Source organism: Formosa sp. S-31 (assembly GCF_051172795.1).
GTDB lineage: Bacteria > Bacteroidota > Bacteroidia > Flavobacteriales > Flavobacteriaceae > Formosa.
Genome location: NZ_JAENDK010000003.1, coordinates 49,856 through 68,734 on the forward strand (window position 1 = coordinate 49,856; position 18,879 = coordinate 68,734).

An 18,879-nucleotide genomic window follows, 5' to 3' on the forward strand; every position below is an offset into this window, starting at 1 on the left:
ATTTAATACCCTTTTCTTAACTGGCGTAAAGACACATTTAGTTCAAACCCCAACAATATAATATTAGCATTTAACCACAAGTAAAACATAAGAATCAGCAAAGCTCCTATTGAACCGTACAACTCATTATACCTGGAGAATTCATCGATATAAACACCAAACAGATAAGAAGAACACACTATAAGTATCGTTGTTAACAAGGCTCCTGAAGAGAAAAACTTACTTTCTTTCCCCTCGTGTGTTCCAAAATAATACAAGGTAGCTGTAGTTAAATACACCATAAAAATTCCGAAAACATATTTTAATATGTTAACCCAGACGATACTGCTATCTCCAACCTCAATACCTTGGCGCTCCAAAGTTGTAAACAGGCTTCCCAAAATATAAATCTGAACAAACCCAAATCCGGCCACTGTTATTAAAACCAGAAATGCCAGAATAAGCGATACACCCAAAGCATATAAATACTGCCTTACCAGACTTCTGGACAACTCGGTATGATAAGAACTCTCGAAGGCTGAAAATACTGCGCTAACACCATTAGCCATTAACACAATAGACAATAAAAATACGGTTGAGAGTAACCCGCCTCGCTCAGAACTTTCTATATTTTCAAAAATATTAGTAAAGAAAAAATCAGAAGTTTTAGGCGGTAAAAACGATTCTAAAAAATCCAGAAACTCACCTTTAAACCCATCAATCGGTATATGCGGAATAAGAATTAGGATAAACAATAGAAAAGGGAAAATCGCCATGAAAAAATTGAACGCAATGGCACTGGCCCGCGACGTTAAAGCACCTTTAAAAATGCCTATAATATAAAGCTCTAACAAATCGTAAACCGACAAACCTTCAAGTCCGGGTAATTTCAAGGTTTTTAAAAACCGCACCACATGGTTTACAATTGGTATTTTTTCAAGCTTATCTTCTATAGGCTTAGTCATATTATACCGCTTTGAGGCTTAAATCCATATTATACACGGAATGCGTTAATGCTCCCGACGAAATATAATCTACTCCACATTCGGCATATTTTCTTAAAGTTTGTTCGTTTATTCCTCCTGAAGATTCTGTTTGACACTGATCTCCGATTAATTTAACGGCGGTTCTTGTATCCTCGTAATTAAAATTATCTATAAGAATACGGTAAACGCCCGGATACTTTAAAATTTCCTTTATTTCATCTAAATCTCTGGCTTCCACAATAATTTTAAGATCCCTATTATTCGCCTTTAGATATTCCTGTGTTTTTGTAATGGCTGCACCGATATCTCCAGCAAAATCGATGTGATTATCTTTTAGCATAATCATATCGTACAAAGCAAATCTGTGATTTTCTCCACCTCCTATTTTAACAGCCCACTTTTCCAAAGCTCGAATTCCAGGGGTAGTTTTTCTGGTATCCAGAATTTTAGTCCCTGTACCTTCCAGTAAATCGACATATTTTTTTGTTTTTGTAGCAATAGCACTCATACGCTGCATGGCGTTTAGCACCAGTCTTTCCGCTTTTAAAATGGACTGCGAAGCACCTTCAACATAAAATACCACGTCATTATGTTTTACCATAGCGCCGTCTTCTATTAAGGTTTCCACTTTTAAATTGGAATCCACATATTGAAACACCTGTTTCGCGAACTCTACTCCTGCAATAATCCCTTCGTCCTTTACCAGAAGTTTTGCCTTCCCTTGTGCTGATTTAGGGATACAAGCAAGCGAGCTATGATCGCCGTCACCAACATCTTCCCTAATGGCATTACTTATTATTCCCTGAATTTCTATATCGAATTGTGCCTTGCTTATCATGATTCTAATTTCATGCTAAATTACTAATTGCTTATTAAAAAAAGCAAAGGTAATGCGTTTAAAAAATTTCTAAACTCCCTTTTCCTTCCCTTACTATTTCTGCATCAGGTCCTGAAAAATCTATAATGGTAGATGCTGTATTATCGCCATAACCTCCGTCGATAACTAAATCGACCAAACTACCCCATTTTTCAAGAATTAACTCCGGGTCCGTAGTATATTCAATCACCCAGTCTTCATCTCTGATAGAGGTAGATACAATCGGATTTCCCAACTGCTTTACAATTTCCAAAGCAATCTTATTATCCGGCACCCTAATCCCCACTGTTTTCTTCTTCTTAAACACAGACGGTAAAGTTTTTGCTCCTGGTAAAATAAAAGTATACGGTCCTGGCAAAGCTCGTTTCAACACTTTAAAAGTAGATGTATCAATTTGCTTCACATAATCACTTAAATTACTCAAATCGTAACATATAAAAGAAAATTTAGCTTTGTCCAGTTTTACACCTTTTATTCTTGCAATACGCTCTAAAGCCTTGGTGTTAGTAATATCACAACCTAATCCATACACAGTATCTGTAGGATAAATTATAAGTCCGCCGCGCTGTAAAACCTCAACAACTTTTTTTATTTCTTTTGGGTTCGGATTTTCTTCGTAAATTTTTATAAATTCAGCCATAATAAGTACCTTGTAGAATCGTTTACAAAGTAATTAATATTTTTAAATGAAGCCAACTAAAACCATCCTTCTCCTATTCCTTATTTCGGTAGTTACATTTTCATGTAGTTCGGATTCCAATACCGATGTAAATGAATATGTAGATTTGGAGGCTGCTTCGTTTGAAGATGTTGCTTATGGCGACCATGAATCTCAGGTATACGATATTTTTCTTCCGGCGCATCGGGACGAAGACACCAAAACCCTAATTTTAATTCATGGAGGCGGCTGGACTTCGGGCGACAAAAAAGACATGAATGGTTTTGTTGAACTCATAAAAAACGACTTACCAAATACAGCTATAGTAAACATGAACTACAGACTGGCCAATGAAGCCGCAGAGGCTTTTCCGATGCAGATTAACGATGTTAGCGGCGTTGTAAATCATGTAAAATCCAAACTAAACGATTATCAGATTTCCGATGATTTCGGGCTTATCGGTACCAGTGCCGGCGCACATCTAGCCATGCTTTGGTGCTATGCTTTTGATAACGACAGAGACGCCAAAATGGTTTGCAGCATTGTCGGACCCACCAACTTTACAGACCCGGCCTATCTGGAAAGTGAAGAATTTGAGAATTTGCTCCTACTCCAGGAGCTATACGGCATTGACTTATCTCTGGAATTCCTGAAAACCTTAAGTCCATATCATCAGGTAACTGCAGATGCTCCACCAACCATTTTATTTTATGGCGGCCAAGACCCTTTGGTTCCGGTTAGTCAGGGTAGTATGCTCCAAAGTAAACTACAGGAACTAGGTGTAATGCACGAATATACACTATATCCAGATGCCGGACACGGCTGGGCAGGCTTAGAATTATTAGACACCTGGTCTAAATTAAAAAGCTTTATAACTGCCCATTTAGAAGATTAATTTTTATCCGATTACCTCAAGCTTAGCGAAACGAAGCAACAACTTCTTATTTCCGCCATTTTCAAATTTAATCTCGGCTTTAGTATCTGCTCCAGCTCCTTCAATTTTAAGGATTTCACCTTTACCAAAGCGTAAATGTTTAACGATATTCCCTACTGTTAGCTTATTATCGAACAAATTAGAAGCTTCACTACTTTGAGTTTGACTTACCGGTTTTAAGTTTTTAGGGGTACTCACCTGAAATTTTTCAGGCTCTTTTTTAAGTGATGCACCTTTCTTTTGAATCGGTAATTGTTTTGCCGGTTTAAACCTTATATTTCCAGGACTTGGCACATTGGCATCCCCAAAAATATTAGCATCCAGCATAGGGTTTACGCGACGTTCTTCTATAGGCGTTAAAATTTCCAGATACTGTTCGTCTATTTCCTGAATAAATCGGCTAGGATCGGAATCTACCAGTTTACCCCAACGGTATCTGGACAAAGCATAGGTTAAATAGGCCTGTTTTTCGGCTCGCGTAAGTGCCACATAAAACAAACGGCGTTCTTCTTCAAGTTCACTCCGCGTGTTCATACTCATAGCACTTGGGAATAAATCTTCCTCTAAACCAACAATATATACATAAGGAAATTCAAGCCCCTTTGCTAAGTGAATCGTCATTAAAGCGACTCTGTCGTCTTCGCCTTTATCGTTATCTAAATCGGTAGCCAAAGCAACATCTTCAAGAAACTCTGTCAAAGATCCTGTAGTATCTACAATTTCTTTTTGCTCTTCAACGAAATCCTTAATACCGTTTAATAACTCTTCAATATTTTCTAAACGAGCAACACCTTCAGGAGTGACATCTTTATTAAACTCCTTAATTAAGCCTGTTGTTTTCGTAACATGTTCAGCAAGTTCAAAGGCATCAACGGACTGATTCATCACCTGAAAACTTTCCAGCATAGTAACAAAGTCCTGTAACTTTTTCTTTGTACCTGAATTGATTTTCACATCGGTTTTATCGATATGCTTCATCACCTCAAACATGGAACGCTTGTAACCGTTGGCGGCTATAAGAATCTTGTCTATGGTTGTCTGACCAATACCTCTTGGCGGAAAATTAATAACGCGCTTTAAAGCTTCCTCATCGGCCGGGTTAATAATTAAACGTAAATAAGACAAAATATCTTTAATCTCCTTACGCTGATAGAACGATAACCCTCCATAAATGCGATAAGGAATATCACGTTTTCTTAAGGCGTCCTCCATAGCACGCGATTGTGCATTGGTACGATATAAAATGGCAAAATCGCTGTTTTTTAACTGCTCGTTCATTTTGTGTTCAAAAATGGAACTCGCTACATATCGTCCTTCTTCACCATCAGTCATAGAACGATTTACCTTTATTTTCCCTCCTTCATCATTAGCCGTCCAAACCACTTTATCCAGCTTGGTTTCGTTCTTGTCTATGATGGAATTTGCTGCATTAACAATATTTTTAGTCGATCGGTAATTCTGTTCCAATCTAAACAGTTTTACATTATCGTAATCCTTCTGGAAATTTAAGATATTGTTGATGTTAGCACCACGGAACGCATAGATACTTTGCGCATCATCACCCACAACACAAATATTCTGAAACTTATCAGAAAGTGCTCTAACAATTAAATATTGCGAATGGTTGGTATCCTGGTACTCATCTACCAGAATATATCTAAAACGGTTTTGATATTTAGCTAACACATCCGGAAAACGCGTTAACAATTCGTTAGTTTTCAATAACAGGTCGTCGAAATCCATGGCTCCTGCCTTAAAACAACGCTCTACATAGGCTTTATAAATATCACCTAAACGCGGACGACGCGCCATAGTATCGGCTTCAATAAGTTCAGGATTCTGAAAATAAGCTCTAACGGTAATTAAATTATTCTTGTAAGAAGAAATACGGGAAAACACCTGTTTAGATTTGTATATATCCTTGTCCAGCCCCATTTCTTTTATAATGGAACCAATTAAGCGATTGGAATCCTGCGCATCGTAAATAGTGAAATTACTTGGATACCCTAAACGATCGGCTTCTATTCTTAAAATTTTTGCAAATATGGAGTGAAAGGTTCCCATCCATAGATTCTTGGCTTCACTTTGTCCAACAATACTGGCAATACGCTCTTTCATTTCGCGAGCAGCTTTATTGGTAAAGGTTAGCGATAAAATATTAAAAGGATCTACTCCCTGATGCATTAAATAGGCAATACGATAGGTTAACACACGGGTTTTTCCAGACCCTGCACCTGCAATTACAATCATTGGTCCATCCTTTTGAATGGTAGGTGCTAATTGTGCATCATTCAACTGACTTAAATACTTCTCCAAATTTCAAAAATGTTTAGGCTACAAAATTAACCTTTGTAAAGCGGAATATTAAATAGATTTATTAATAATTATAAACATTAAAACTCATGGTTTATTTTAATGGCAAGCTATTTCTTTCCATTTATAAAGGATTCTTTTAATCCTTCTTTAACGTTTAACCATAAAAAATTAAACACAGACTTTGTTTTGTCCCGCTCCACCCGATTGTGATGCTCGACATAATTGTTGTTTTTATGTTTTGAGTTTTTGTGAATAAAAATATTGGCTAATCCTGTAAGCAGCTTATCCTCGACATGTCGTTTATTAAGTATGGTGACTTTAACATCGTGATATTTTGCTTCAAAGGTAAATCTGGAATCATCTACATTACCGTTAATTAAAACATTAATCTTATCAAACCGTCCTTTTAAACGCACATTTAAATTGTTTTCTGTAAACAAATTCAATCTATATGCAGGAAGGTTTTCTATGGTTGTTTGAAAAGAAAATTCATCCTGCTCGTTATTAACATCGAAAGTCCAGTATGCATGTAAAGGCGCCGTTTTCATAAAAACAGCATTTATATCCAGTTCGGTTTTTACCGGTGATTTATAAGTATTACTTAAATTTAAAATCTGTGCATTAAAATCTTCAAAAGTAACTTCTCCAAAATGCTTCCCGGGTTTCACTTTTTCTTCATATTTAATGAAACCGTTTTTTATCTGTACTTTGTTCAGAGATAAATAAAACGGCAATTTTCGCAACATAGCACTGTAAAGTTGTTTTACCGTTGGATCGTCTTTTACAAGTTTGTCTCGAAAAATTGTCAGCGAAGGTGTTTGAACTTCAACCAAATCTGTTTTAAAATAAAACCACCTGTTTTCCAAACCAAATTCGGGTGCATTTAAACTTATTTTATGTACACTAACAGTAAAGTGATCGCGCTCATGATCTATTTTGTTTGACAATTCTGTTTTAGAATAAATAGTATTCAGCTTTATATCATTAACCTCCCAATGGTTTCTGGTTAGTTTTAAACTGTTAAGTGTTATACGTTCAAAGGCTCCTGGCTGAAATTCTAACGCTTTAGTTGTGATTTCGTAATCGGAATATTCAAAAGGAATAGTTTTTTCAGCCGTATTTTTATCAAACTTGATGTCATTAAAGGCCAGATTAACATCCTTGGTATCAAAAAACACAGAATCCTGGGTGCCTTCAAAGATAGTTATTCGGGCGTTATTAAGTTTAAAACTATCAATCTTAACCAGCTTATTAAAGTCTTTTAAACCCTTTTTCTTTTTCGTAACTGTGTTCGTACTTCCTGAATCGTTTTTAACGTAAGTAAACTCAGGATCATCTAAAATTAAGTGCGTTAAATGAATCTTATTGTGTATAAGGTAATCCCAGAAGCTAATATCTTTTAAAATAAAATCCTGCAGTTTAAAGTGAAAGGCCATGGTTTTCTGAGCTTCTTCATTTATAATCAGCTCCGGTTTTTTCACTGCCACAGTCCCTTCAAAAACGTTTACAGATAAATCCTCGAAATTGAATATTACATTTGCCGGTAACCGATTTATTGTAGCTTCCAACCTGTTTTTAACAATATCGTCGGCAAAGACAAATCCTAAAATTAATAATACACAAACTCCTGAGAGTATTATACCTAAACCTTTAAAAATTTTGTTTGTCATTGACCGGTTATATATGGTTAACCAAAATAAACAAAAGAATTTTAACTAAGCTTTAAATCTTAAATTCTAAATAAAATATTTTGAAATTGAGCTTATTGAGGAAGAATCGTAAATACTATAACCATAAACAATTAAGCTTTTTTTAGCTTTTATAAGTTTTGCAAAACCCAAAAAAGCTAGTATGTTTGCCATAAACCCTAAGCCCTAAAAAATGGATCCGGATAAGATTATCGATTTATTACTATATACCATTCCCGCATTAATTACAGGTTTAATAGCTTATTATTTTTTTAAAGAACACACTAAAAACGAAGATGGTCGTAGACGTTTTTTATTAAAAAAAGACCTTCAGGTTAACTCCATGCCTTTGCGTTTACAGGCTTACGAGCGTATGGCTTTATTTTTAGAACGTATTACGCCTTCTAAATTACTCATCAGAGTTCAACCGATGTCATCTGATAAATCCGATTACGAAACTTTACTTATAAACAATATTGAGCAGGAATTTGATCATAATTTATCGCAGCAAATTTATATTAGCGACGAATGCTGGAATATCATTACTGCGGCTAAAAATGCAACGATTCAACTTATTAGAAAAGCTTCTATGCCTGAAAAAACCGATTCAGCCAATAAGTTACGTGAAGTGATATTAACCGAGATGATGGAAAAACGCGCCCCAAGTGATGCTGCCTTATCTTACATAAAAGAAGAAGTAAGTGATTTGTGGTAGCTGATGCCATTACAGCTAACAAAAGAGAGCCTTAATTGGTTGTTTATTTTGTTATAGAAAAATCATATTCTATCAATATTGGTTCTACTCCATACAGAGTCACAGTTCCATTTGCAACTTCAACAACATGAAATTCAATGTTATCATTTGGAGTGTTAGCATAACCTAGAAAAGGTAATAATTTAAAAATTGAATCGATAGAAATCACATTCAAATCAGCGATTTCTTCCAAACAAATTTCCTTTGTACTTAAAGGCTTAAAACAAACAGTTTCCGAATTATTAACAGATAAGGCATAATTCTGTTTTCCTCTTCGCTCCATTATAATTCTTCTAGGATAACCGGTTGCTGTATTATAATCTACCTCATTTAGAATTTTTCCATGCTCCACATTATAGATGATATAAACATGCTCCTTATCTGTATACCAGTTGTTAAAAACCACTAAAGCAGCAATTAATAATAAAGCTAAAACATACTTTTTACTTAACATTCTAATTAAAATATAAGTTCATGATAATAAACTACATCTAAGCTAATTCATCAATATTATCTTTTTCTGAAGGCACGCCATTAGAGTGCTTTTCTTCTGCGTATTCATAACCTTCTTTCCACCACTTTTCCATGAGTGGTCTGCTAAAAATCAAGGAGTTTTCGGTGAGCTGTGTTGGAGTGTAATACAAATTAAGTTTTACCCCTTTATTTTTCGCCAGCAACTTTCCAATTACAATGTCATGGTGTTCTACCTGATCCAGCAAATGCCCGAACAAGTTCAACATTAGAGAAAACGGATTTCTACCCAAGACCTTGTTGTGCTCCATAACTTCAGACTCTAAAATAATGGCATCAATCTCCGTAGCTCCTCTATTTATTGCCTCCCGAATCGGCACTACGCAGGCAAAACCGCCATCGGCATATTCGTATCCATCAACTTTTGCCAACGACATAAACGGAATATAATTACAGGATATCCAGATCCAGTTACAAAATTCGTCGTAACTAAAATCTTTTATCGATTTATACTCTACTGTACTTTTAGACAAATTAGATACGGTAACCACAACATCTTCTTTTGTAGTGCGAATTAAGTTATATTCCGATTCTGTAAAATGCTTTTTAATATTTCGCTTTAAGGCTTTACTTTCTCCAAAAGTGCGCTTGCGTTTTATAAACTGCAGTATGGAATTCATAAAATTGATAGACACATATTCGCGCCCATCCTTTTTATGTTGCACAAACGGACTCACACTAAAAATATCTCGCTGAGTCACGTTGGTATACATAGTGTATAGCTTACTTAAGTTTCCTGTTGCCAAATGCGGAATTAACAGACTACCTGTAGACGTGCCCAGATACATATGGTATTTGCGCTCTTTACGTTCTATTAAATACTGAGCAACCCCGCCGGCAAAGGCGCCTTTACTCCCTCCTCCAGATATTACAAGTGCTCTCATCGTTCTTCAAGTTGACTTAATTCTTCACTTTTGTATTTGGCAAAATCAAAACCGCTCTGCCACCAGCTTGTCATTTTCTCCTTATTAAAAATTAAGGAATTGGTGGTTAACACCGTGGGCGTATAATAAAAATTAATTATTGCGTCGTTATTGGTAGCAACATATTTACCTATCTTGATGTTTTGACGCATTATGCGATCTAACATAAAAGCAAACATATTGGTTAATAATGAGAAGGCGTTTAAAGATGGCATTCTGTTTAACTGAGTTAATTCTGTTTGTAATATTATAGCATCTACTGTAGTTGCCCCTCGCTTTATAGCTTCCTCGACAGGCACCATAGACCCCAGACCTCCATCGGCATACTCACAACCATTTTTCTTTATCAAACTCATAAAGGGTGTGTAATTACAGGAAATCCATATCCATTCGCAAAACTCATCATAGTCAAATTCTTTAACAGATTTATATTCTACTTCATTCATTGACAAATTTGACACCGTAACCACAACATCGATATTACTTTCCTTTAATGTTTCGAATTCCTTCTCGGTAAAAACCGATTTGATTAATCGTTTTAAATTATAGCTTTCCCCAAATGTTTTTCTACCGTTTAAAATATTCCGCAATACATTTACATGGTTTATTTTAATAGTTTCCATACCTTTCTTTTTTTTGATTAAAAAAGGGCAGCTACTAAATATATCATCCTGAGACACACTCGTGTAAACCTCCTTAATCTTTTCAACTTTTTTCAAAGCCAGATGAGAAGCCATTAAACTACCTGTTGATGTACCTATAATTAAATCATAATCATACTTCCTATATTGAATAAGATATTGGGCCACGCCTCCGGCAAACGCACCTTTACTCCCTCCTCCCGAAATCACTAACGCCCTCATTTAACTCCAGATTCGGTTAGTAAATTATCTATAATAACTTTGTATTCCGGATGCTTCTGAACAGATTCCAAAAGTGATTTTGCATATTTCTGAAACCTCCAGTTATGATGATGTGTAGCCTGAATTAAGTTCGACAAAACCTCTTTATTATAAATCTGCAAGGCGTTAACATAATTAAAAGCAAGCTCCCTCGTTTCAAAACCATATTGAGTTCCGGTATAACCAATTAATTCCTTTATAAATACTTCATTATTCTCGGGTTTATATGTTGCCGTAGACAACGCTAAGGCAAGCCATAGCTGTCTGATGTTTTTAGACCGAAATCCAATACGCCCATCCATTTTATCCAGATAAAACTGTCGACGGGTATAGAAATTAACCCATAAATTATACAAGGCTATTTCCTGAGTCTGATAAGATTCATCATCTAAAAACGTCTCATATACTGTCTGTAATTCTAACGGAATTTCATTTAAAACGCTAGCTATAGTTTGCCGTACTTCTACTCCATTTTTTTGTATAAGTTCTCCAGAAATAAGACTTGGATTCGCTTTAATAATTTCCTGTTTTATAAAATATGACTTAGTGGGGTCTAACAAATAATCGGCATTATTTTTAACGATACACTCTAAGGTATTAAGCTGTTTAATATAGTAACTCATATCATCCTCTTCATTTGTTACAACATCAGCCATAGGAAACGTTTCGGATTCCAACCAGGTTTGAAAAAATAAATCGAGTGTTTTACCACTGGCCTGTTCTGCCTCTTTTATAAAATCGGAAGTACTTACATTTCCATATTTATGATGTGTAAGGTAATTCTTAACAGCCATTTTAAAAGCAGCATCTCCAATTTCAACTCTAAGTGCATGCAAGGTCCATGCGCCTTTTTTATAAAAGGTAGTACTACTTGCCTTTTCATTTAACAGGGCAGTACTCTGTCCGCTTTTATCCTGAGCCTCTAACTCCTTGGCATACTCAAATAATCGCCATTTGTAATAGGAATCGCCAAACAATTCCTGTTCTGCCAGGAGTGCATAATAAGTTGCAAAACCTTCCTGCAGCCAGTGATGCGTTCCAGAAGTAGCCGTAACGAAATCTCCAAACCACTGATGCGCCAATTCATGCGCGTTTACATTAACATAATTTCTATCGTTAAAGCCAATAGTATCTATAACATAAGCATCAGAAAAAATAGTTGCACTGGTATTTTCCATTCCGGCATATAAAAAATCGCTCACCGGAATTTGTTTGTAATTTTCCCATGGAAAAGGCACACCAATTTCCTCTTCTAAAAAATCAAACATAGTTTTACTATACCTGTATGTTGGTTCTACTAGTAACGAATCTTCCGGATAATAATACAATTCGATAGGAATACCCGATTTGGAAGTAATATGTTTCTTATTATACTCGCCACAAGCCAGAGCAAACAAATAATTACTCATAACAGATTTAGAACTGAATTGCCACATATTTAAGGAATCCAATGCTGTTTTCGCCTCCAGTTTGCCATTAGAAACTACGATATAATCTTTAGGAAATTTAACTTTTAAATTAAACGTTGTTTTCTCATTCATATCATCGAAACTAGGTAACCAGTTGCTGGTATATTTTCCTTGTCCCTGAGTCCAAACCTGAGATTTACCTGCATTGTCCCAACCTAAAAAATACATTGCTTTTTTAGGATTGGCTCGATAGGACAATTTTAAAGTGTTATTTTCGGAATCCTGAAATGGTGCTACAAGCCACAGTTTTTTGCCAGTATAATGTGTCGTTACAGAATCTCCGTTATAAAGCACTTTGGAGATTTCCATATTTTGAGCATCAATAAAAACAGAATCCACAGGCTTCAAAACATCAAAAACATAAGACACCTCCCCTGCTACACTTTTTTCCAAAGGTGAGATAATAAGGTCGGCCGAAATGGATTTAAAATCTACATAATCGGTTTGCTGTGCAGTTAACACGGCCGAACAAAACAACATACTATATAGAAGTAATTTCATATCGATTTGGTATAAGAAAATAAAAGCTGCATGCCGTTTAATCAACATGTAGCTTAAAATGAATAATTATAAGTTTATCGAAATCAGTACTAAAAACACTCTAAAGCAACAACATCTTATCTGTTGGCTTTCCAGCGTTTATAATGTGGAAACAACACAAAAATGGCCAGCATACTCCATATCATTCTATAGGCCCAGATATTAATTTCAAACCCTAAAATATTGGCTGAAGTCAGATTTCCGAAGAAACTAAAAATCACACTTACCACAGCAAGTATCCCCATTAGTATTGATATATTTTTATTCATTGATTTTAAGCTATTTATATTAATTTAAACCTTACAATTTTTATAAAAACTGCATAATAAGCTTAAATATAGCAAAGGTTTTATTAAAATTGATATATTTTAAGGTTTTATGTTTCCCCGATAAGATTTATATTCGTTCGCATGAATTCCAAGCTTCAAACACCTATAGATTACTTAAAAGGCGTAGGCCCTAATCGAGCCGATTTGTTGCGTAAAGAACTTGGAATTCATACGTATCAGGACCTTATTAATTTATTCCCGAACCGGTATTTAGATCGCACCCAGTATTACAAGATTTCTCAGTTACAGCGCAATAATGCCGATGTTCAGGTAATTGGCCGTGTTGTAGGCTTTAAAGAAGTTAAACAAGGAAAAGGGAAACGCTTAGTCGGTACATTCAGAGATGAAACCGGAGCGATGGAGCTGGTCTGGTTTCGAGCCCACAAATGGATAAAGGAAAGTATAAAACTGAATACCGATTACGTAATTTTCGGAAAAACCACCTGGTTTAACGGTACATTTAGCATGGCCCATCCCGAGATGGAACTGCTAAGCGAACATGAAAATAACCTGCGTTCGGCCATGCAACCCGTATACCCTTCTACAGAAAAGTTGTCGAATAAAGGCATTACAAATCGTGTGATGAGTAAAATTATGCAACAATTATTTCTGGAAACCAATGGTCGTTTTGAAGAAACACTCTCTGCAAATTTACTTTCAGAATTAAAATTAGTGTCTAAAGCAGATGCCCTCTTTAATGTTCACTTTCCGAAAAATCAGGAACTACTGGCACGGGCACAGTTCAGGTTAAAATTTGAAGAGTTATTTTACATACAGCTACAGCTTATTTTAAAAAATCTGATCCATAAAAACAAAATAAAAGGATTTACCTTCGATAAGGTTGGCACACATTTTAACACCTTTTTTAAACATCACCTCCCTTTCGCTCTAACCAATGCCCAAAAGCGAGTTATTAAAGAAATACGAGCCGATTTAGGAAGCAATGCTCAAATGAACAGACTCTTACAGGGCGATGTAGGATCTGGAAAAACCATAGTCGCTTTAATGTCTATGTTAATCGCCTTAGACAATGGCTTTCAGGCGTGCTTAATGGCTCCTACTGAAATTTTGTCAGTTCAGCATTACAACGGATTACAAGAACTATGTAACAACCTGGATATCAACATAAAACTACTCACCGGTTCAAGTACTACTTCAGAACGAAAAGCAATTCATAAGGCTTTGGACAGCGGTGAATTAGACATTCTGATTGGTACACACGCACTGTTAGAAGACAAGGTGAAATTTAAAAATTTAGGGCTCGCTATAATTGATGAACAACATCGGTTTGGTGTGGCACAACGCAGTAAATTATGGCGTAAAAACAGTATGCCTCCTCACATTCTTGTAATGACTGCAACCCCGATTCCGAGAACTTTAGCTATGTCGGTTTACGGCGATTTAGACATTTCGATTATTGACGAATTACCTCCGGGAAGGCAACCTATAAAAACGGTACATCGTTACGATTCCAACCGTTTAAAAGTTTTAAAATTTATTCGCGACGAAATAGATAAAGGCAGACAGGTATACATAGTATACCCTTTAATTCAAGAAAGCGAAAATATGGATTATAAGGACTTGATGGACGGCTACGAAAGTATAGCCCGTGATTTTCCGGCTCCAAAATACCAGATTTCCATAGTGCACGGACAAATGAAACCTGCCGATAAGGATATTGAAATGCAGCGTTTCATTTCGGGTGAAACCCAGATTATGGTAGCCACTACGGTAATTGAAGTTGGTGTAAATGTCCCTAATGCTTCCGTAATGATTATTGAAAGTGCCGAGCGCTTTGGCCTGTCGCAGTTACACCAGCTGCGAGGTCGTGTTGGTAGAGGTGCCGAACAAAGTTATTGCATTTTAATGACAGGTCATAAATTGAGTAACGACAGTAAAACCCGACTGGAAACCATGGTAAAAACCAGTGATGGTTTTGAAATTGCTGAAGTCGATCTTAAATTACGCGGACCTGGAGATATTATGGGGACTCAGCAAAGTGGTGTGTTCAATTTAAAAATAGCCGATATTATTAAGGATAACGATATTTTAAAACTAGCGCGATATCACGCGCTCAATATCCTGAAATCTGACCCGAGACTTATAAAAGAAGAACATCGCGTGTTATTACACACCTATCAACAACTTAGTAAATACAAAAACATCTGGAACTACATTAGCTAACTATTCACTCAAAAGCATAGCCATAAACTGTTCGAATTCTTCCTTATAATTCTCGTATAAATCACCCGTAGCAGGACCGTTAAACCCGGTATGTATTTTTCTTACCTTACCTTTTTTATCTATAAAAATAGCAGTAGGATACGAAAGCACTGTATTTAACATAGGTAATTTCTCCTGTGCTGATTGTTTACTGGTACTTCCCGTCTGGGCCAATAAAACAGGATACTGTATATCCAATCGCTTTTTTAATCGATCTATATTTTTAAATGCTTGCTCTTCTGTTTTAGCATATTCGAAGGCCAGACCAACAAAAGCCACATCGTTTGAAGGATAATTATCTAAATAACTTTTAAAATACTTGGTTTCATCTAAACAATTGGGACACCAGGTACCCATTAACTGTACTACCACAACCTTATCTTTAAATTGAGGATCGGACAATGAAACCAATTTTCCGGTTTCATCCGGAAAAGAAAAGGATATAGCATCGTAACCCGGTTTCAAAAAAGTCAGCGAATCGGCATCTGCCAATTGAAAAGCATCATTTCTTTTCGCAATAAAAGGCTCTTTATAATGATTACCGGAATAAAACATCCCAGACAAAGTACTGTCTTCAACCTGCGCCGTGAATAAAAAGGCATGTGAACCATCAAAAGCTGACAATTTTAAAGAATCTCCATCCATCACCCCTTCTAAAAACCTATAGTCTCCTGTAGTCGTTCTAAATGTTCCCGTGACTCTTTGTCCCTGTTGAACAAAAATTCCTTTTGCTTGAGAAGAATCTTCACTATCGGGACTAAATGTTGTTTCCCAATTTCCGCTAACATCGACCAATGGCTTATCCTTAGCCTCAAATCTAAAAACGTCATTAAAAACAGCCTTAAACGGCACTGTACGTTTTAATTCATCTTTTATATAAGCCCCTTCCAGAAGTGAATCTCCGTACATTTTAGCTTTTATGTAACTATCAAAAACCGGAAGTTTTATAACAATACTATCATTTTTATAGGTAATTTCATTTACAAAAATCTTTTCTTCAGCATTAAATACGACGAGAGTACTATCCGATTCCACTTTAAAATTAAACGGCAATACATCATTACCCTTGGTTTCTAAAGTAGCTCTCCAAACTCCTAAAGCAAGTTTTGGCTGAGTTTTCTCTTTACAATTCAATAAAAACAGACAGGAAAAAAGGACAACTATAAATCTCATAAAATTCTGGAATTAAAAATTCGAAGAAACATTAAAATCCTTACAATAAAAAACATTTTACAATTTTATAGACGTTTAAGTATTATTATCTTTGCGCCTCTAAGAAAACAAGCTTTATATGAAGATTTCATACAATTGGTTAAAACAATTTATTAAGACCGACTGGACAGCAGAACAAACTGGTGAATTACTAACAGACCTTGGACTAGAAGTTGAAGGAATTGATACATTTCAATCTGTAAAAGGCGGATTAGAAGGTATCGTGGTTGGTGAAGTACTAACCTGCGAACAACACGCTAACGCTGATAAATTAAAAGTTACAACTGTAAATATTGGCGAAGACACTCCTGTACAAATTGTGTGTGGGGCACCAAATGTAGCTGCAGGACAAAAGGTACCAGTCGCAACCATTGGAACGACACTTTATACTCCAGAAGGAGAAGCTTGGACTATTAAAAAAGGAAAAATAAGAGGTGAAGAAAGTTTCGGGATGATTTGTGCCGAAGACGAACTTGGCCTTGGTCAGTCACACGCCGGAATCATGGTTTTAGACGCCGACCTGAAACCTGGTACCGCTGCAGCCGAAATTTTTGAAGTTGAAAACGATCAGGTTTTCGAAATTGGACTTACGCCAAACCGTGCAGATGCCATGAGCCATTACGGAACAGCGCGTGACCTTAAAGCCGGCTTACTTCAAAAAGAAATTCACGCCGAATTAATTACACCATCCGTAAGTGCGTTTCATGTAAACAACAGAGCCTCTCGTGTGGATGTAGATATAAGAAACAAAGACTTAGCACCGAGATACTGTGGTGTTAGTATTTCTAACATTCGTGTTACCGAATCTCCTAAATGGCTACAAAACAGACTAAAGGCCATTGGTTTAACACCAAAAAACAATATTGTAGATGCTACCAACTATGTACTACATGAACTGGGGCAACCACTACACGCTTTTGACTTAAACAAAATTTCAGGGCAGAAAGTTATCGTTAAAACGGTTGAAGCCGGTACTAAATTTACAACCCTAGACGGCATAGAACGCGAATTACACGAAGATGATCTAATGATTTGTGACGCAGAAAAACCAATGTGTATTGCAGGTGTTTTAGGTGGTGCACATTCCGGAGTTACCGAAAACACTACTAATGTATTTCTTGAAAGCGCCTATTTTAATCCGGTTTCTATCAGAAAAACTGCAAAACGTCATGGTATAAATACAGACGCCTCATTTAGATTTGAACGCGGTATAGATCCAAACTTTACAGAATACGCCTTAAAACGTGCTGCTTTACTTATTATAGAGCTTGCCGGAGGTGAAATTTCTAGTGAAATTGAAGATACCTACCCTAATAAAATTGATGATTTTCAGGTACGTTTAAGCTTTGAAAATGCGAAGCGATTAATAGGAGAAGAAATCCCTAAAGACACAATCAAGCGCATATTAATGTCTTTAGACATTAAAATCAACAATGTTACAGAAACCGGTTTAGGTTTAACCATTCCTGCATACAGAAACGATGTACAGCGAGAAGCCGATGTTATTGAAGAAATTTTAAGAGTTTACGGTTATAATAATGTAAAAACCACAGATAAATTAAACGCTTCAATTTCCAACTCATCGCGTTTTGAAGATCATAAACTTCAAAATATTATAGGAAACCAACTGGCTGCTCAGGGATTCTTCGAAATCATGGCCAACTCGCTTACTACTCCGGATTACATAGCTTTAAGCGAACAGTTACAGGCAGAACATAATATTAGCATGCTTAACCCGCTAAGTAACGACTTATCGGTTTTAAGACAATCTTTGTTATTTTCCGGCTTGGAAGCTGTATCTCACAATATAAATCGCAGACGACCAAATTTAAAACTCTTTGAATTTGGAAAAACCTACCACCAGTACGGAGAAAACAGAGAAGAATTTAAACATTTATCTTTATTTGTCACTGGAAGTAAAGCTTCGGAAACATGGAATACACCTGCTCAAAAAGGAGATTTCTTTTATTTAAAAGGTATTATTTCGACAATTCTTGAACGCTTAGGCTTAAACAGATTCCGCACTGTACCAGGAAGCAGCGATATTTTTAGCGAAGGTTTAAAACTGGAATTAGGAAAAACAAAACTGGTAGAGTTTGGCGTTGTAAAATCTAAAATTTTAAAAGATTTCGATATAAACCAGGAGGTGTTGTTTGCCGATTTTAACTGGGATGCAATTATAGACGTGGCAAAACACAATAAAACCAGATTCACAGAAATTGCCAAGCATCCGGAGGTAAGACGTGATTTTGCTTTATTACTGAACGATGACGTTACTTTTGAAAGTATTTACACACTTGCTAAACAAACCGAAAAACAACTTTTAAAAGAAATAAACCTGTTCGACGTATATCAGGGCAAAAACCTTCCTGAAGGCAAAAAGAGCTACGCTGTTAGCTTTATATTGCAAGATGAACAAAAGACGCTTACCGATAAGCAAATCGATAAAATTATGAGTAAACTGCAAGCTAATTTTGAAAATAAATTGGGTGCTGAATTACGATAGTTCACGCTAAAAACATACAACACAAAAAAAGCCTGCAAATGCAGGCTTTTTT

At 36.1% G+C, this 18,879-nt stretch carries 15 protein-coding genes; 4 read left to right on the top strand and 11 right to left on the bottom strand.

Annotated elements, in window-relative coordinates; genetic code table 11:
* Positions 1–2: 2 nt before the first annotated feature.
* Genes I3217_RS04770 through I3217_RS04780 form a run of 3 tightly spaced genes read right to left on the bottom strand, consistent with a single transcriptional unit; the run spans position 3 to position 2,482 of the window.
* On the bottom strand, positions 3–944 hold the full coding sequence (locus I3217_RS04770; RefSeq protein ID WP_435048604.1) for a YihY/virulence factor BrkB family protein: 942 nt from the start codon (positions 942–944) through the stop codon (positions 3–5).
* 1 nt (position 945) lies between these two features.
* Positions 946–1,803, bottom strand: a complete 858-nt coding sequence (gene nadC / locus I3217_RS04775; RefSeq protein WP_435048605.1) for a carboxylating nicotinate-nucleotide diphosphorylase — start codon at positions 1,801–1,803, stop codon at positions 946–948.
* Between the two features lie 58 nt (positions 1,804–1,861).
* Entirely contained in the window at positions 1,862–2,482 is a 621-nt protein-coding gene (locus I3217_RS04780; protein WP_435048606.1) for an L-threonylcarbamoyladenylate synthase, read from the bottom strand.
* Positions 2,483–2,528: 46 nt separating this feature from the next.
* Here I3217_RS04780 and I3217_RS04785 point away from each other — a divergent pair, with 46 nt between their 5' ends.
* Positions 2,529–3,395, top strand: coding sequence for an alpha/beta hydrolase fold domain-containing protein (locus I3217_RS04785; RefSeq protein WP_435048607.1), 867 nt, complete (start codon positions 2,529–2,531; stop codon positions 3,393–3,395).
* A gap of 3 nt (positions 3,396–3,398) precedes the next feature.
* On the opposite strand, the gene I3217_RS04790 is transcribed toward I3217_RS04785, so the two are convergent.
* Both I3217_RS04790 and I3217_RS04795 read right to left on the bottom strand, forming a co-directional pair.
* Positions 3,399–5,750 (bottom strand): ATP-dependent helicase, encoded by a 2,352-nt coding sequence (locus tag I3217_RS04790; RefSeq protein ID WP_435048608.1) that lies wholly within the window; start codon positions 5,748–5,750, stop codon positions 3,399–3,401.
* A gap of 107 nt (positions 5,751–5,857) precedes the next feature.
* Positions 5,858–7,420: a hypothetical protein gene (locus tag I3217_RS04795; protein WP_435048609.1), complete on the bottom strand. Its 1,563-nt coding sequence runs from the start codon at positions 7,418–7,420 to the stop codon at positions 5,858–5,860.
* Positions 7,421–7,631: 211 nt separating this feature from the next.
* Here I3217_RS04795 and I3217_RS04800 point away from each other — a divergent pair, with 211 nt between their 5' ends.
* Positions 7,632–8,153: a hypothetical protein gene (locus I3217_RS04800; protein ID WP_435048610.1), complete on the top strand. Its 522-nt coding sequence runs from the start codon at positions 7,632–7,634 to the stop codon at positions 8,151–8,153.
* Between the two features lie 43 nt (positions 8,154–8,196).
* On the opposite strand, the gene I3217_RS04805 is transcribed toward I3217_RS04800, so the two are convergent.
* The 5 genes from I3217_RS04805 to I3217_RS04825 form a co-directional block, all read right to left on the bottom strand.
* The gene (locus I3217_RS04805) at positions 8,197–8,646 is read right to left on the bottom strand and encodes a hypothetical protein (RefSeq protein ID WP_435048611.1); all 450 of its coding nucleotides are present in this window, start codon (positions 8,644–8,646) and stop codon (positions 8,197–8,199) included.
* A gap of 37 nt (positions 8,647–8,683) precedes the next feature.
* The gene (locus I3217_RS04810) at positions 8,684–9,607 is read right to left on the bottom strand and encodes a patatin-like phospholipase family protein (protein ID WP_435048612.1); all 924 of its coding nucleotides are present in this window, start codon (positions 9,605–9,607) and stop codon (positions 8,684–8,686) included.
* A complete protein-coding gene (locus I3217_RS04815; RefSeq protein WP_435048613.1) occupies positions 9,604–10,509 on the bottom strand; it encodes a patatin-like phospholipase family protein in 906 nt (301 codons plus the stop codon). The genes I3217_RS04810 and I3217_RS04815 overlap by 4 nt, the downstream gene beginning before the upstream one ends.
* A complete protein-coding gene (locus I3217_RS04820; RefSeq protein ID WP_435048614.1) occupies positions 10,506–12,518 on the bottom strand; it encodes a M1 family metallopeptidase in 2,013 nt (670 codons plus the stop codon). Before I3217_RS04820 ends, I3217_RS04815 begins: the two co-directional genes overlap by 4 nt.
* A 116-nt stretch (positions 12,519–12,634) precedes the next feature.
* On the bottom strand, positions 12,635–12,826 hold the full coding sequence (locus tag I3217_RS04825) for a hypothetical protein (protein ID WP_435048615.1): 192 nt from the start codon (positions 12,824–12,826) through the stop codon (positions 12,635–12,637).
* 141 nt (positions 12,827–12,967) lie between these two features.
* Here I3217_RS04825 and recG point away from each other — a divergent pair, with 141 nt between their 5' ends.
* Positions 12,968–15,070 (top strand): ATP-dependent DNA helicase RecG, encoded by a 2,103-nt coding sequence (gene recG, locus I3217_RS04830; protein ID WP_435048616.1) that lies wholly within the window; start codon positions 12,968–12,970, stop codon positions 15,068–15,070.
* Here recG and I3217_RS04835 read toward each other — a convergent pair whose 3' ends face one another.
* Positions 15,071–16,282, bottom strand: a complete 1,212-nt coding sequence (locus I3217_RS04835; RefSeq protein WP_435048617.1) for a TlpA family protein disulfide reductase — start codon at positions 16,280–16,282, stop codon at positions 15,071–15,073.
* Positions 16,283–16,400: 118 nt separating this feature from the next.
* Between I3217_RS04835 and pheT the strand changes: the two genes are divergently transcribed.
* Positions 16,401–18,827, top strand: a complete 2,427-nt coding sequence (gene pheT, locus I3217_RS04840) for a phenylalanine--tRNA ligase subunit beta (protein ID WP_435048618.1) — start codon at positions 16,401–16,403, stop codon at positions 18,825–18,827.
* Positions 18,828–18,879 lie beyond the last annotated feature (52 nt).